This window comes from Eubacterium aggregans (assembly GCF_900107815.1).
GTDB classification, from domain to species: Bacteria; Bacillota; Clostridia; order Eubacteriales; family Eubacteriaceae; genus Eubacterium_O; species Eubacterium_O aggregans.
On sequence record NZ_FNRK01000013.1, the window covers coordinates 67,918 to 84,009 of the forward strand.

The 16,092-nt window shown below is 46.8% G+C and carries 12 protein-coding genes and 1 pseudogene; 10 read left to right on the plus strand and 3 right to left on the minus strand.

All coding sequences use genetic code 11. The features are described 5' to 3' along the window. Nucleotides 1-125: 125 nt before the first annotated feature. The 8 genes from BLW33_RS08760 to BLW33_RS08795 all read left to right on the plus strand — a co-directional run bounded on the left by BLW33_RS08760 (nucleotide 126) and on the right by BLW33_RS08795 (nucleotide 10,302). Entirely contained in the window at nucleotides 126-1,376 is a 1,251-nt protein-coding gene (locus tag BLW33_RS08760; protein ID WP_207647818.1) for a deoxyguanosinetriphosphate triphosphohydrolase family protein, read from the plus strand. Nucleotides 1,377-1,704: 328 nt separating this feature from the next. Beyond that, entirely contained in the window at nucleotides 1,705-2,715 is a 1,011-nt protein-coding gene (gene aroF, locus BLW33_RS08765; protein WP_090307739.1) for a 3-deoxy-7-phosphoheptulonate synthase, read from the plus strand. A 21-nt stretch (nucleotides 2,716-2,736) separates the two neighbouring features. After that, nucleotides 2,737-3,747 (plus strand): 3-deoxy-7-phosphoheptulonate synthase, encoded by a 1,011-nt coding sequence (gene aroF, locus BLW33_RS08770; protein WP_090307741.1) that lies wholly within the window; start codon nucleotides 2,737-2,739, stop codon nucleotides 3,745-3,747. 1 nt (nucleotide 3,748) lies between these two features. Beyond that, nucleotides 3,749-4,660 carry a prephenate dehydrogenase gene (locus BLW33_RS08775; RefSeq protein ID WP_090307743.1) on the plus strand — a complete coding sequence of 304 codons (912 nt, stop codon included), beginning with the start codon at nucleotides 3,749-3,751 and terminating at the stop codon, nucleotides 4,658-4,660. A gap of 1,032 nt (nucleotides 4,661-5,692) precedes the next feature. Then, nucleotides 5,693-6,508: an amino acid ABC transporter substrate-binding protein gene (locus BLW33_RS08780; RefSeq protein WP_090307744.1), complete on the plus strand. Its 816-nt coding sequence runs from the start codon at nucleotides 5,693-5,695 to the stop codon at nucleotides 6,506-6,508. A gap of 113 nt (nucleotides 6,509-6,621) precedes the next feature. Continuing rightward, the gene (locus BLW33_RS08785; RefSeq protein WP_176966683.1) at nucleotides 6,622-7,272 is read left to right on the plus strand and encodes an amino acid ABC transporter permease; all 651 of its coding nucleotides are present in this window, start codon (nucleotides 6,622-6,624) and stop codon (nucleotides 7,270-7,272) included. A 9-nt stretch (nucleotides 7,273-7,281) separates the two neighbouring features. Continuing rightward, complete coding sequence (locus tag BLW33_RS08790; protein ID WP_090307748.1) at nucleotides 7,282-8,037, plus strand: amino acid ABC transporter ATP-binding protein; 756 nt, start codon at nucleotides 7,282-7,284, stop codon at nucleotides 8,035-8,037. Nucleotides 8,038-8,388: 351 nt separating this feature from the next. Then, nucleotides 8,389-10,302 (plus strand): putative bifunctional diguanylate cyclase/phosphodiesterase, encoded by a 1,914-nt coding sequence (locus BLW33_RS08795; RefSeq protein ID WP_090307749.1) that lies wholly within the window; start codon nucleotides 8,389-8,391, stop codon nucleotides 10,300-10,302. Nucleotides 10,303-10,355: 53 nt separating this feature from the next. Here BLW33_RS08795 and BLW33_RS08800 read toward each other — a convergent pair whose 3' ends face one another. Next, nucleotides 10,356-11,006, minus strand: coding sequence for a TetR/AcrR family transcriptional regulator (locus BLW33_RS08800; RefSeq protein ID WP_090307752.1), 651 nt, complete (start codon nucleotides 11,004-11,006; stop codon nucleotides 10,356-10,358). Nucleotides 11,007-11,213: 207 nt separating this feature from the next. Then, nucleotides 11,214-12,845 (minus strand): hypothetical protein, encoded by a 1,632-nt coding sequence (locus tag BLW33_RS08805; RefSeq protein WP_090307755.1) that lies wholly within the window; start codon nucleotides 12,843-12,845, stop codon nucleotides 11,214-11,216. 320 nt (nucleotides 12,846-13,165) lie between these two features. On the opposite strand from BLW33_RS08805, the gene BLW33_RS08810 reads away from it, so the two are divergent. Both BLW33_RS08810 and BLW33_RS08815 read left to right on the plus strand, forming a co-directional pair. Further along, on the plus strand, nucleotides 13,166-14,458 hold the full coding sequence (locus tag BLW33_RS08810; RefSeq protein WP_090307757.1) for a DUF4097 family beta strand repeat-containing protein: 1,293 nt from the start codon (nucleotides 13,166-13,168) through the stop codon (nucleotides 14,456-14,458). Between the two features lie 53 nt (nucleotides 14,459-14,511). Next, nucleotides 14,512-15,408, plus strand: coding sequence for an Ig-like domain-containing protein (locus tag BLW33_RS08815; protein WP_090307760.1), 897 nt, complete (start codon nucleotides 14,512-14,514; stop codon nucleotides 15,406-15,408). Between the two features lie 291 nt (nucleotides 15,409-15,699). Here the strand turns inward: BLW33_RS08815 and BLW33_RS08820 are convergent. Next, nucleotides 15,700-16,092: pseudogene (locus tag BLW33_RS08820) on the minus strand (IS256 family transposase); the annotation flags it as partial.

The following is a 16,092-nucleotide window of genomic DNA, read 5'->3' on the forward strand; positions in this document are numbered from 1 at the left end:
TTCGGATGAATATAATATGAAATATACCACTCGGCCCCTGGATTGTCAATAAAACGGTGATTTTTAAAGCGAAGGTTTGCGGACTATGATATGATAATATCAAGACCCATCGGGAGGAAAAAAGGATGCTAAAAGAGACCAACAGGAAATGCTTTGAGGGGATGGCCACGACGCCCCAAAGTGAAAAATGGACCCAGGCAACCATGCGTGGAGAATCCCTATATAGCCGAAAGACTGATATCCGAACACCCTTTGGACGAGATTACACCCGGATCCTTCACTCCATGGCCTATCGCCGTCTGAAGTACAAGACCCAGGTTTTTTTCTCCCCGGAGCACGACCACGTCAGCACCCGGATTGACCATGTCCACTACGTGGCCTCCATCAGCCGGATTATCACGGAATTTCTGGGGCTTAACGGGGAGCTGGCCGAAGCCATCGCCATCGGCCATGATTTGGGGCACACCCCCTTTGGTCACGATGGGGAGCGTACCATTGCCGCCATTATAAAGGAAGAGGGGATTATCCCCCAGGGAGGGGAAATCCCCTTTTGGCATGGTATGAACGGCCTGCGCTGTGTGGATTCCCTGGAGCTTTTAGAGGGACCGGATGCCTGCTTCCACAATCTGGACCTCACCTATGCCGTACGGGATGGCATTATTGCCCACAGTGGGGATATTATGGGCCGGGCCCTTGTCCCCAGAGAGGATGCCCTGGATTTATCGGCCTTTAAGGTGCCGGGGCAGTACGAGCCCTTTACCTGGGAGGGGTGTATCATTAAGCTGGCAGATAATATCTCCTATCTCGGCCGGGACATTGACGATGCGGTCATCCTGGGACGGATGGATGCGGACGCCCATGCAAAACTGACGGATATTGTCATCCGCTATGCCAAGGCCTGCGGGGAGGATGCCGCGGGGATTAACAATGCCAATATCATCCATTTACTCGTCACGGACCTGTGCTCTCACAGCTCACCAGAGGTGGGCATCCGTTTTTCTGATGACGGTTACGCAGTGATGGATGCGGTGCTTCATCTTAATCGGGAGACAATTTACTATAACCCCATGCTCAAATCCTACAGCGAATACGGGGATACCGTCATCCGCACCGTGTATCGGGTGTTGTCCGGCTGGTGCGAGGATTATGACACAAACCAGGCCCGCTATGCCCGCCAATACCCCCGATTAACCGCAGAATTTTCAGGCTGGTTATCAAAATATTGGGATGGACCGAGGGGAGAGCGGTATCAAAACAAGGTGGTCTATGCGTTGGAGACTGATCCCTTGGCCTATAAGCGGGCCATTGTGGATTACCTTGCCGGGATGACGGACCGCTTTTTAGAAGGGCTTTACCGGAGCTTCATTACCTTTTGATAAAGGGCTTCTGAAAAAAATGAAAAATGCATTGACACTGAAAAAATACAGGTTTATAATGAAAATAAATTAAATTTTGAAGGGAAACCAATGTCATGAAAATTCGTGAAATGAATACAAAGGCATATTTTGGCTTTAGCTGGGGCTATTACTATAGCGCTGGCTATTTTGCGTACCTGCCTGCGGATTCATTTCAGAGCAATTAGAAGGGTGGTAAGGAACCGCCACCCATGATGATTGGATACTGGGAAGGCCCGTAGGCGTTATGCCTACGGGCCTTCGTTTATTTTAAAGGCGTATAATTATTCAAGAAAATGGAGGAAATACCATGATTGTCGTTATTAAACAAGGCGTACCAGAAGCTGAGGTTAAGAAGCTTGAAGAAAAAATAGAATCCCTGGGCATTAAGATCCATTATTCTAAGGGAGAAAACACAACGATTTTAGGGCTAGTGGGGGAAACCCAGATGGTGGATATGCACAAGCTGCGCTCCAACGCCATCGTCGAAAAGGTCCTGAGGGTCCAGGAGCCCTACAAGAAGGCCAACCGAGCCTTCCATCCCCAGGATACCATTGTGGATGTATCCGGGGTACCCGTGGGTGAGGGGCATATCACCGCCATTGCCGGGCCCTGCTCCGTGGAAAGTGAAGAACAGATTGTAGATATTGCCAAAGCCGTTAAGGCTGCAGGGGCTAAGATGCTAAGGGGTGGGGCCTTCAAGCCCCGGACTTCTCCTTACGCCTTCCAGGGCATGGGACCCACGGGGTTGGAGCTGCTGCTTATCGCCAAAAAAGAAACGGGTCTGCCCATTGTCACAGAAATCATGGATCTTTCCCAGATTCCCCTCTTTGAAGAGGTGGATCTCATCCAGGTGGGTGCCCGGAATATGCAGAACTTTACCCTCCTGAAGGAATTGGGCCGGCTGCAAAAGCCCATCCTCTTAAAACGAGGCCTATCAGCCACCATGAAGGAATTCCTCATGGCAGCAGAGTACATCATGGCTGGGGGTAATGAAGAGGTCATCCTCTGTGAGCGGGGAATTCGGACCTTTGAAACCGCCACCCGGAACACCCTGGACTTAAGCTGCATCCCCATGCTAAAGCGTAAGACCCACCTCCCCATCCTCATCGATCCCAGCCACGCCACCGGTGTGAGCTGGATGGTGGAATCCATGTCCAAGGCAGCGGTGGCCGCCGGGGCAGACGGGCTGATGATCGAGGTTCACAACAATCCTGAGGAGGCCCTGTGCGATGGGGATCAGGCCCTGCTCCCAGAACAATTTGGTCAGATCATGGAGGTTGTGCGGAAATACGCCGCTATTGAGGATAAAGAAGTCTAGAGAAGAAAAGGAGAAACCATCATGATTATCGTCTTAAAACCCCAGTCACCGGCATCTGAAATTGAGCGCCTTACCCAGGCTCTTTTAGAGCTGGGGGTCCGCATCCACGACATTAAGGGAGAAGAAACCACAGTCCTGGGGCTGGTGGGGGAAACTCAGATGGTGGATATGCATAAACTGCGTTCCAATGCCATTGTTGAAAAGGTCCTCCGGGTCCAGGAGCCCTATAAAAAAGCCAACCGAGCCTTCCATCCCGAGGACACCATTGTGGATGTGTCCGGGGTACCCATCGGGGAGGGTCACGTCACGGTCATTGCCGGGCCCTGCTCCGTGGAAAGTGAGGAACAGGTGGTTGAAATCGCCAAGGCCATTAAAGCTTCTGGAGCCAAGATGCTGCGGGGGGGCGCCTTTAAGCCCCGGACCTCTCCCTACGCCTTCCAGGGCATGGGTCCCAATGGCCTTAGCTTGTTACTCAAGGCCCGGGCCGTCACGGGCCTTCCCATTGTGACGGAAATCATGGATTTATCCCAGATTCCCCTCTTTGAGGACGTGGACATGATCCAGGTGGGGGCCCGGAATATGCAAAATTTTACCCTTTTAAAGGAGCTGGGCCGTCTGCGCAAGCCCGTCCTCCTCAAACGGGGACTATCCGCCACCATGAAGGAATTCCTTATGGCGGCGGAATACATCATGGCCGGGGGCAATGAGCAAATTGTGCTGTGTGAACGGGGGATACGGACCTTTGAAACCGCCACCCGGAATACCCTGGATATCAGCTGCATTCCGGTGTTGAAGCGAAAAACCCACCTGCCGGTCATCATCGATCCCAGCCATGCCACGGGCCTGAACTGGGCCGTTGAATCCCTCTCCAAAGCCACCATTGCCGCCGGGGGCGATGGACTCATGATTGAGGTCCATAATAACCCCGAGGAAGCCCTGTGCGATGGGGATCAGGCCATTACACCCCAGGCCTTTGACAGCATTATGACCACCCTGAAGAAATACGCAGAATTTGAAGGGAAGCAATTATAAAATGAAAAACCTAGCAGGAAAAAATATCGCCATCATCGGTCTGGGCCTCATGGGAGGGGCCCTGGCCATGGGACTGCGTAAGCAAGGTCCCGCCCGGATCGGTGCCTTCGACATCAATGAAGAGGTGTTGGAGACGGCCCTCCAGGATAAGGTGATCGATTGGGGAGAAAGCACCGCTGAGGGTGTGGCAGAGATGTTAAGCCATATGGATCTGGTCATTTTCTGCTTATACCCCAGGCAAACCGTGGATTTTATCATCACCCACATGGCGGATTTTAAAGAAAAAGCTGTCCTCACCGATATTACCGGGGTCAAGCAGGTTTTAATTGACGAACTCTCTCCCTGTATTCGCCCGGATTTGGACTTCATCCTAGGCCATCCCATGGCCGGGAGCGAAAAGGAAGGCTACGGCGGCGCCGACGATACGATATTTAAGGGGCGCAATTATATCCTCATCCCCCGGGAGAAAAACCATCCTGAAAATATCACCTGGCTAAAGGCCATCATCCGGGATTTAGGCTTTGCCAATATCGTGGAGACCACCCCGGAAATCCATGATCAAAAAATCGCCTTCACCTCCCAGCTTTGCCATGTCATTGCCTGTGCCCTCATCGATAGTGAAGAAGATCGGCATATTTCTGATTTTGAGGGGGGGAGCTTTTGTGATCTCACCCGGATTGCCATGATTAATGCAGAAATGTGGACCGAGCTTTTTATGAGCAATAAAAAAGCCCTCCTGACACAAATTGAGAAATTTGAGAAAGCCCTGGATTGTATGAAAACTGAAATTGCAGATTCAGAGGAAGAAGAACTGAAGCAGCGCCTCCAGGATGTCAGGAGGAAACGGGTGGCCATGGAGATTGACCGGCAAAATAAAAAAGCCCGGATGACGCCTAACTTAAAAGAAAATTAAAAAATATCAGGCTGAAATAGTTTACTGTGAAAAAATTACATTACATATGATTTTCACTATTGACTTTTTTTACAACAGGTTGTATACTGTAATCACATCAAGGAGATCACTCAGAGATGACACACACACCCATCTTTGACTGATTGATGTTCTAAATCATAATATTACCCCCCCTCTCTCCATTATAGAACCTCGAGTGCATCCCCCCTTAAAGGCATTCGGGGTTCTTTTATGCCCTAAAATGAACGAAAGAAAAAGTGGAAAAAGAAACCTTAAGCTTCACTGAAAAAATTACATTACATATGGTTTTCAGTATTGACTTATTTTTCATGAGGTGCTATACTGTAATCACATCAAGGAAGTCAATATATGTGACACACACCCACATTTGAAATCTTGATGAACAACCAATCATAATATTACCCCCCTCTCCATTACGAACCCTCAAATGCCTCCCCCTAAAAAGCATTTGGGGGTTCGTGTTTTCTTAAAGGTTTATGAAAATAACTGCCTTAAAAGATACTGAAAAAATTACATTACAGTACATTTTCAGTTTGACAATATTTTCATAAGGGGGTATACTATAGCTACATCAAAGAAGTAAATCATAATATTACCCCTCTTTAATAAGAAGCCTTTGTACCGTCCCCCCTAAAGGTACAAGGGCTTCTTGTTTTTTTACCAAAGATTATAAATGTCTTAATTTCAATCAAGAAAATACAACTTTCATGTATTTTCACTCTTGACTTTTTTTACATAAGGATGTATACTTTATTTGCATCAAGAAATACTTTTCAGTTTGTTACACACCCAAACTGAAAATTTTCAAGTGATGTTTATTCATCAGGAAGCGAGAACCTGATGGGCTATCATAATATTACCCCTCTCTCCAAGAATCCCGGCGTCTTCCCCCCAAAATATGATGCCGGGATTCCTTTTTTTGCTTAACTTTGGGAAAACACTCTTCCCTTTTAATGTAATGAAGTGTATAATAAGCTTAAAATTATATTAAGTGCAAGAGGAGTAGTGTAAATGAAGAGAAAGAGTTTGTTGATGGTTCTAATCCTGGGCCTGTTGTCCTTGGCCTTCTTTGCAGGATGCAGTAATGGTGGATCCACCAATTCAGAAGGGGCAACCAATGATGATAAAACTTTTGTCATCGGTTTAGATGATTCCTTCCCCCCTATGGGCTTTAGGGACAAAGATAACAATATCGTTGGTTTCGATATTGATTTAGCCACAGAAGTGGCCAAGCGAATGGGGATGGAAATCAAACTGCAGGTTGTCAATTGGGACACCAAGGAAATGGAACTTGAAAATGATAAGGTCGATGCGCTCTGGAATGGGCTGACCATCACCGACGAACGAAAAGCCGCCATGGACTTTACCAATCCATACCTGGAAAACGATCAGGTCGTTGTTGTCCAGAAGGGTTCAGATATTGCCAATATCGCAGCCTTAGAAGGTAAAAAGGTTGGCGTTCAGAAGGGATCATCCGCCTACGATGCACTAATGGATAACCCCATTAATACAAAGATTGACGGCGGTAAGCCTGTAGAATTTGATGAAAATGTATCGGCACTCCAGGATTTGGCATCTGGCCGTATCCAGGCAGTGGTGGTTGACTCCGTCGTTGCCCGTTACTATATTTCCTCTGAAAATGCAGATTTTACCATCTTAAGCGATACCTTGTCACCCGAGCTGTATGGTGTAGCGGTTAAGAAGGGCAACACTGAGCTGAGGGATAAAATCCAGAAGGCCATGGATGAAATGAACGCGGACGGCAGTGCCGCTAAAATTTCAGAAAAATGGTTTGGTGAAAATATCATTTACACCGGAACCAAGTAGTTTAGTCAAATATACGATTGGGGGCTTTGCGAAAGCAAAGCCCTTTTAGTGTTCTGGGAGGCAGCGCTCGACGAGGGCTTCCCCTTATTATCAAATAGGAGTAGGAGATTTTTATGGATTATTTGATTTCAGTGATGGGTCCCATGTTGGAAGGGGCAGGGGTTACCTTGTCCATCTTTGCCATCACTCTGGTGGCATCCATCCCCCTGGGTTTTTTCTTTACCCTGATGGCCAGGAGCCGTTTTTCACCCCTTCGGGCTTTTGCGGAGGTTTATATCTATATCCTTCGGGGAACCCCACTACTGCTGCAGCTATTATTTGTCTACTTTGGTCTGCCGCTCATTCCGGGAATTGGTCCACTTTTAACCTTTGACCGTTTTGTCGCCGCCTGTATCGCCTTTGGCCTGAACTACGCCGCCTATTTTGCTGAAATCTTCAGAGGAGGGCTCCTGGCCATCGATAAGGGTCAGTACGAAGCCTGCAAGGTCTTAGGCCTGACCAAAGGCCAGACCCTGCGTACCGTGGTCCTCCCCCAGATGATCCGGGTGTGTCTGCCTTCGGTGAGCAATGAGACCATTACCCTCCTTAAGGATACGGCGCTGGTTACCGTCATCGGGGTTTCAGAAATCCTCCACTACGCCAAAGCCGCTGTCAATCGGGATGGGAACACCTCCGCCTTCCTGGTGGCCGCCATCATTTATCTCGTCATTAACTTCGTCATTACCCTCGTGTTTAAAAAGCTTGAGAAAAAGTATTCGTTCTAGGAGCATATTATGGAAGAAATCATAAAAGTAAGCAATTTAACCAAATGCTTTGGAGATAACCAGGTCCTGACGGATATTTCCTTCCAGGTGAATAAGGGGGATGTGGTGGCCGTTATTGGGTCCTCCGGCTCTGGCAAATCCACCCTGCTGCGCTGTCTCATCGACTTGGAGAAGGCTGACGGCGGGACCATCACCATGGAAGGCCTGGATTTGGTTCGGAATGGCCAATACCCCTCTGCCCAGGAAATCCGGGGCATCATAGGTAAAATGGGGATGGTTTTCCAGCATTTTAATCTCTTCCCCCATCTAACGGTAAGGCAAAACCTCGAGCTGGCACCCCGAGTGGTGGCTAAGGAGAATGCCAGGGTTATGGATGAACGCTGCGAACAATATTTGGGAAAGGTGGGCCTGGAGGGGAAAATTGACGCCATGCCCTCCACCCTATCCGGTGGTGAAAAGCAGCGGGTGGCCATTGCCCGGGCCCTCATGATGAATCCGGATATCCTGCTCTTTGACGAGCCCACCTCAGCCCTGGACCCGGAGCTGACCGGTGAGGTGTTGGGCGTCATGCAAGAATTGGCGGAAGAGCATATGACCATGATTGTGGTCACCCATGAAATGGGCTTTGCCCGTCGGGTGGCCAATAAGGTGCTGTTCATGGATTCCGGGATTATTCTGGAGGAAGGGCCGCCAGAGGAAATCTTCGAGCATCCCAGAAATGAACGGACCAAGGAATTCCTCCAGAGCATCACCCGGAAGGAATAGACCAATGAAAGAGGAGACACCTTCGGGTGTCTTTTTTGCGCGTAAGCTAACAGAAGTATGAAAATCGAGGGAGCAAGGGCCGTTAAAAGCTTGCTTTTAAAAGGAACTTGATGCATCGATTTTCACACGGCGCAGCCGTGAACGAGTGAAGCGAAGCGGAAGGAGTTATACTTGCGCGTAAGCTAACAGAAGTATGAAAATCGAGGGAGCAAAGCGGAACGAGTTGTACTGGCACTTTATGCGTCATAGTAGCAGAAAAATGCGTCGTTTTGATAAAGCTTGATATAATAAATAATTTGTGGAGAAAGAGCGACCGTGGTATAATGAAAAAAATCTCTTGGAGGGTAGCGGATGATGGATTACCGTATTGAATATGAAATATCGGCGATTTTAATTCTCGTCATCCTGATGGTTTATTTCCTCGTCAAGCCCCGGCGTTTTTCGAAACAGCTTAATCTTTTCATTTTCTATTGTGCCGCAGTCTTCTTTATTAATATTACAGATATGGCTACCGTGATTTTGGGCTGGCACCATACTGTCGTTCCCCTGTGGCTGCTCTATGGGACCAATGCCCTTTATCTCAGCCTAGGCTTTATGCTGCCCTGCCTTCTGGCCCATTACGTTTTTGTCGCCGTTGGAAAGAGGCGGAATCTGCCATGGCTGATGTATGTGCCCGCCTTAGTGGGTATCTTTAGTATTCTGATCATCAATCCCTTTACTGGCTTGTTTATGTCCTTTTCTGCAGATGGCAGCTATGTTCGGGGGCCCTTCAATGCTCTGGAACTAATTGTTGGGATCATTTATTTAGTCATCAGTTTGGGGTATGTCCTGAGAAGTCGTCAGAGCATTGCGAGGGAAACCTATTACACTATTTTAGCGGCGATTCTGATCAATGTCGTTCTGGGAGGGATTCAGGCGTTGATGCCTGCCTATTTGCTGACAGGTCTCGGTGGCGCACTCACCGTAGCGGTTATTTATCTTTCTGTTCAAAGCTACAATGATCAGGTTGATTCTTTGACCGGCCTACCCAGCGTGGAGGCATTTTACCTGGATGTCCGTCGGTTGTTATATAGGAAAGATAATGAGCCTTTGTGTATTATTGTTATGGATATTCAACGGTTCAGTACGATTAATATGCTTTTGGGGTGGAAGAAGGGGAACGATTTCCTGATTCGCATCGGGCAGTCGATTCAGCAAAAAATTGATTTGGAGTGGGGCAGTTATGCCCGCATGGAGTCTGATCATTTTGTAATCTGTTTGCCGCTCCGTCTCCTTGAAGAAAATAAACAACAGATTATGGATAATCCCGACTTGGGGGAGAGCAGGGCTTTTCCCATCGTCCTGACCTATGGTGTTTACGTCATCGATGATCCCAATCTGCCGGTGGCATTGATGTGCGATCGGGCGCTTTTAGCCCTTAACACGGTGAAGCAAAATTACATCGGGCGAATGGGCTGGTATACCGCGGAAATGGGAGAGCGCCAATTGGCAGAACAGAAAATTCTGGCAGATATGGAGTCGGCTTTGGCCAAGGAAGAATTTATTATCCAGCTCCAGCCTGTATTCGATATTGAAAAGAATTGCCTGGCCAGTGCCGAGGCATTGGTGAGGTGGCATCATCCTGTGGAGGGCCTAATCCCGCCGAATGACTTTATCCCCCTTTTTGAAAAAAATGGGTTTATTCGATTGCTGGACCACTACACCTTTAATGCTTGTTGTGCCATTTTAGCGGACTGGCGAAACCGGGGATTGCCGATGGTGCCGATTTCTGTCAATCTTTCCCAGGTGAATTTTTACAATGTGAATCTGGGAACGGAGATGAAGGAGACCCTTAGTCAGCACGGTATTTCCCAGGAATTGATTCATATTGAAGTGACGGAAAGTACTTATATGGAAGAGCCGGAAAAGATGATGGCGACCATTAAAGAACTTCAAGCCGATGGCTTTGTCATTCTTCTGGATGATTTTGGCAGCGGGTACTCCTCATTAAATGCTTTAAAAGATATTCCCGTGGATATTCTTAAAATTGATTTGGAATTTCTCCGGGGATTTGAAGAAAATGATAAAGCTGAAAAAATCTTGTCAGCGGTAATCCATATGGCCCAGGCCCTGGGGCTGCCCATGGTGGTGGAGGGGATTGACTCCGAGGGACAGCTTGCCTTTTTAAAATCCCAGGGGTGTGAGTTTGGCCAGGGGTATTACTATGCCAAGCCCCTCTCGGTAAGTGATTTCGAAGGAATGCTCCAGTCGAACCTTTGTTCATAAAGGGGCAAAAAAAGAGCGGCACCATGGGTGCGCGCTCTTTTTTAGATTAAAGGTTAGGGAATGAGTCGGATTTTTTCGAGCTCATGACCATAGGTTTTCAGGAAACGGCGGGCGTCTTTAATGTCCTTACGGGCTTCTTCATCTGAAACACGTAAACAACGGGTCGTATAGAGGATGGCAAAGGTGGTAATACCGTCTACTGTCATATCCAGCTCACCGCTGCAATACGCATTCAAACAGGCTTGATGGGCCCCCCGATCCGATATGATAGAGGCGGTACAGATGGTATGTCCCAGATGAGAGAGTTCTTGTTTAAAGATGTAGTCCATCTGCCCCCGAACCACTTGGTAATACTCGTCATTTTTTAAGATTTCGTGATAGAACTGGGTGATTTGAGGATCAACAAAGATATTGTGGTAATAAATATACAGAACGAAGATCTGCTTGCGGATAAACTCGGAATGCTTCATCCGCGGTGCCACGGTATCGATAGTTTGCTCGATGGCTCCATGATAATCAGAAAACAAGGTGTCCACAAAATCAGCCTTGGTTGAAAAATGATAGGTCATTGATCCCAAGGTTGAGCCTGCCTTATCAGCGATGGCTTGAATGGTGGTTTTATCAAACCCATTTTCATAATATAATTCTTTTGCACAGTTTAGTATCCGGGCACGGGTCATCTTGCCCTTTCGAGTCGGACTCATGGCACTTCACTCCCTTCTTTGCATAGCGATATCATTTTTGTATATTTTATCATCATCAGGTATAAGCGACAAGTTAAAATGAAAAAATTGGATAAAATTAAGGGAATTTTGGGAATTCCTTCAGTTAGGGGACCGTTTTACCTTTTAATAAAATAAAAAAAGCTGGAGAATTTTTAGTCCTTGTAAAAATTCTTCAGCTTTATCGTATTAGTAATTGCGATGCAGGCGAACCCCTAGAAGTAAAAGTGACAGGGATAAAAGCAGTGCGGCCAATTCCAGGGCAGGGGACGTTTGGGTCAGTCCGGTGGGGACATTATTGGAAGACGCTGTCGATATCGTTGGAGAAGGTGATGGGGTGGGATCTTCGACAACAACTGAAAAGTTTTCCTCCGTTCCATCGACTTTGTGGCCATGTTTATCGTAACCAACAACGGAAACCGATAGGTTTTGGCCTGCCATGGAATCCGGAATAGTCAGAACATGGCTGAATTCCAGTTCAGAAGGATTAGACCAATCACTGTTGTCTACCCGTTTGAGGGTCTCTACGGATTTTTCCTCAGTCCAGCTTTGGGAGCCGTTATCCAGGGTGTAGGCCAAGGTAGAGATTTTATTGTTCAGGGTATAGCTGTTATCCCCATTATTCTTTACATCCGCAGAATCCAGTTGAATGGGGGCCGTTACCCCCTGGATGGCGAGGTCTGTACCGGGGGCCACGGTGACACCATCAGTTAGATCCGTATCCGTGGCCAAAATGGCAGGGCTTTCGGTATTGATGGTATTATCCAGAGTGCCATCGGTCACGGTATCTGCCCGGGTGAGGGCTAAGGTGTCTCCAGAAGCGAAGGGGACAATGGTACCGGTCAGGTCGATGCCGGCCTCAGGAACGGTAAGGCTCGGCTCTCCGATATCATAATAATAGGCGGCAAAACGATCGGGGTCAGAAATGGCCCCGACGCTTTGGAGGTAACCCAGTTCCACAGAGTAGGAGGAGCTGCTGCCCTTCATGTTATACACCACCATATGGACCTTACCCTGGGTATATTCTGTGATATCGGCAGCCCGCCACATGGGCAGGATTTCAGCAAAGACATCTCCCTGGCTGAAATAGCCGGGGAAGGGATCGTTATAAACGGTATAGCCCTTTTGATCAGCCCAGGTCTGGACTTTGGCAAAATGGTCGTTGGGACTGAATCGGGCCAACACTTTGTTGGGGTTGGTGCCGATGGTGATGTCTGAGTTTGCGGTGGCCAGTGATGTGCCATCCTTATCCGTCAGCGTTACCTCAATGGTATACGTGCCATCGTCTAGAGCTGTATAGGGATTGCCGCTACCATCCACATAATTCATATGATCATCAATGGCGGCATGGGTTGCTCCGACGATCACGCCCCGGAATTGGGTATCGCTGTAATAGCACTTCGTGGTGCCATTCTTCAAGGAAGCAGTAGAGTCCGTAGGATCATAGAGAATTTCAGCCATCCCAGCGGATTTGAGATTATCCCGGTTAGGGTCACTTTTATCGTAGTAACTGACCAATGGGTTGGATACATCGACGTTATCATTATTCTTCTGATTCTGGGAAACGGTTTGCACAGTGTTACCGCTCCCATCCGTCAGGGTGATGGTCAGGACAGCGTCCTCTGGAATGACGGTACCGTTGGCAGCGTCCAGGGTCCCCTGGACGCTAAAGGACCGGCCAGAGGCAATGGTGCTGTTGGCGGCAGTGGGGACGGTAAGGGTCAGGGTAATATCCCCATCAGCAGCACGGCTGTTTTCTGGAAAAAGGGTAAAAAGACATAAAAATAGAATGAGGCAAAATGGAAACACACGTTTTTTCATAATAAACTCCCTTCATGGCTATAATGCTTAATTGTATCTAAAGGGTGAATAGGATGCAATGGTTTTTACTGTGTTGATATCAAAGTGAAGGCAGAAAACGTCAGGTGCTCCCATTGTATACGGATTTGGTACGCTCGATATGTTTAAATGATTATGAATTTCTTTTTTTACAAGCACATACTTTTGCAGAGTTTAAATAGGAGGTGTTTGGAAAGATATAAACATATTCGTTAGATTATTGTACAAAAGCATATCGTGCCAATATATTCAGATACTGTATGCTGATGGGGTGTAGTAGACCAGAAGAGGAGTCGTAAAAAATGGTTTTTTGGGAAAAAATACGGATGGGATTGGCGGTTGTTGCGCCATTATGTTTGTTGCTTGGTCTGTTTTCAGGAGGGGCAAAAGCAGCAACAATTCATCGCTCTGGGGATGCTGTCCCAAGTGAGGGTGCTTTTACGCCTGCGGTGAATGAGGCAGAATATGTGGCACCGGACAATAGCTATGACGGTGATGGTATCAAGTATTATCTTTTGACCCATGATGAGGCAAAACGGGATTTAGAGTCAATTTCCTACGATGGAAAGGAATTCTCTCTGGAGGGAGTAGCCGTTCAACCATCCAGTGATATTGATTTTATCAATTTGGAATTCCCCAATCGTGACGGTACAAAGATTAAGCTTTTAAATTATGCCGTTCCCTCACGGGATTATACCATTTTTTTTGATGATGGGCTTTACAACGATATTAATAGCACCAATTACACCTCTTTGTCAAAGGAAAACGCTTCTTATGTTGGGTTGAATAGAGATGCACTGGGGGAATCGATGGCAACGCTGTCCAAAGAACCCCGCAGTGGGACTGGTAATCCCAATATTGATGATAAAATGGAACGTTGGATTTTTATGAATCCGGAAATTTATCTTGAGAATTTGAAATTTGACGGGAAAGGAAAGGATATGTACCCCGTTGGTGGGGGGAGCGGGTCCAGTAAAGTACCAAAAAATAGAGGCGAGTATTTTTTCGTGGTGACAGGTGGAGGAAAAGTAGCTGGGTGTAATCACTTTGTAATGCGGGATGTGGTGCTGGAAAATATCGGGAATGATAATAGCACGGAATACCCAAGCTTTTGGGGTGTGGATACCCGAAATAAAAATGTCGCATTGAATATTCTCTATAATCCGGGGCAGGTTAACATTGAAAATATCATGATTCGGAATGTTAAAACGACCGAAGGCTATGGCATTATTCAAAATGAATACGTCGACCAGGTTTTTTATAAAGATGTGGCCATCGACGCTGAGAATGCAAATCCGAACAGCCGATCAATCAAAATTGAGCAATCGGGGACACAAACAGCAGGCAGTGCTACCTTTGTGCCCCCTGAAGAACAGGCCGTTTCATTTTTTGGAGATATTCATTTATTCATTTACCAGACGATCGGATGCATAACCATATTTATGTCCAAGATTATCGATACAGAGGTGTCACAGTACCGGAAGATTTTCCATATGCTTTTTGGAATGTTCAGAACGGGAGTTATTTTAGCAACGCCTTTGAAATTCATAAAGCCAGGCCGGAGATGGAGAGCAACCGTGCGCTCCATGATTTGAGGGATAACTTTTGGATAATCAGTGCGGATTCCCTAATCCCTCTTGAGGAACAAATGAAGAACATTCAACTTACAATGAATTATGCAAAGATGGACGATGGAACACGCCGGGCACCACAGGGAAATATCAAATTAGAGACCAACACAGCCATCCCTGGATTTAAGCTGCCGGAGAACTTTTCAGATCAAACTGTTCAAATTGTTGCACTGAATGGTGATGATGGAACCTACGATTCTAAAGCCCTTGTTCCGGTTGCCCATGATGCAATCATCGATTTGGTGGGAAATACAGGAGTGATACTGTATAACTTTGATTTTCATGAGAATTTAGGCTTAACCCTGCAAGAAGCAGCACTGGGAATCCATGGCCTCGATCCAGACCAATTGAAAGATCCTTTGCAGCAATCGGATTTGGGCGGTGGGGATTATACAAAATATGAAACCTATGCCATTAACCTCCCTAAGACGCCTGGAGTATTGAATGCACGAGCAGAAGAGACTTTTATCAACTGCCGCTTCACTGTTCTGGCAGAGCGCCTATCTATTGGAAATATCCCCGATGGAAATAGCATGGATAAGGATCAATTCATTCAGCTTGCTCCCGTTTTTCATACTGGATATACCTTGGATGGTGGCGTTTTGAACCTCAATTCGGATGCCATTGACGATTTAACTGCCCAATGGATCTCAAGTCATCCTAAGGTGGCTTCAATTGATGAAATGGGCAGGCTTCAATCCCATTCAGAAGGAAAGGTCACCATTTATTTAAAGGCACGAGATGGTAATAATAATGGTGAAATTGAAAAGCCCTTTGATTCTATAGAACTTACAGTAAAGCCCAAGAGACAAGAGACAAGAGACAACAATAACACGCATAACGGAGAATCAAGGAACGAATCAAAATACTGGTTTGGGATCATCATGGCGTTTTCAGGGGGCTGCTCTGGTTGAGCTATTATTGGGTGCCAGTGTGCTCCTCATCCTTTATTTGAAGAAACGGTATTAGGATTTTTGATTGGATCAGATTTTTGAGGGATAAAAGATATCGGGATGGCATCTAAATTAATGAATAAGAAGTAGAATAAAGAGGATCACTTCAGGGAAAACTGTCTTGGTGTGGTACTCTTTTTTATAGGATAACAGTCATAAAATATAACGAAAGTAGACTTTAAAATAAATAAAAAACAGCCCATAGGGCCGTTGAAATCATGTTTTATGGCGTGCCAAGAGGGATTCGAACCCTCTTCGGACATCGGGTGAAAATTTGAAGATGGGAGACAGCGCATCCCAGTTTTTCGCCCAGCTACGTAGCGCACCTGGATACTTTGGGGCCCATTTCTGATTGACCCTCTCCAAGGCTTCCTGGCCCTTTTCTTCGGATGAGGCATGGTAAATGGTCTTAAGATCAACGGCAAAGGCTTTTCGATCCTTTTCCGAAACGTATTTTAGTGTATTGCGGACTTGATGGACAATACAGCGCTGGTACTCGGTTTTGGGAAAGGCCGCGGCAATGGCTTCTTTAATGCCCGTTAAGCCATCGGCACAGAGGATCAAAATATCCTGGACACCCCGGTTTTTAAGCTCATTTAAAATTGATAGCCAATATTTCGCGCTTTCATTTTCACCAACATGGAT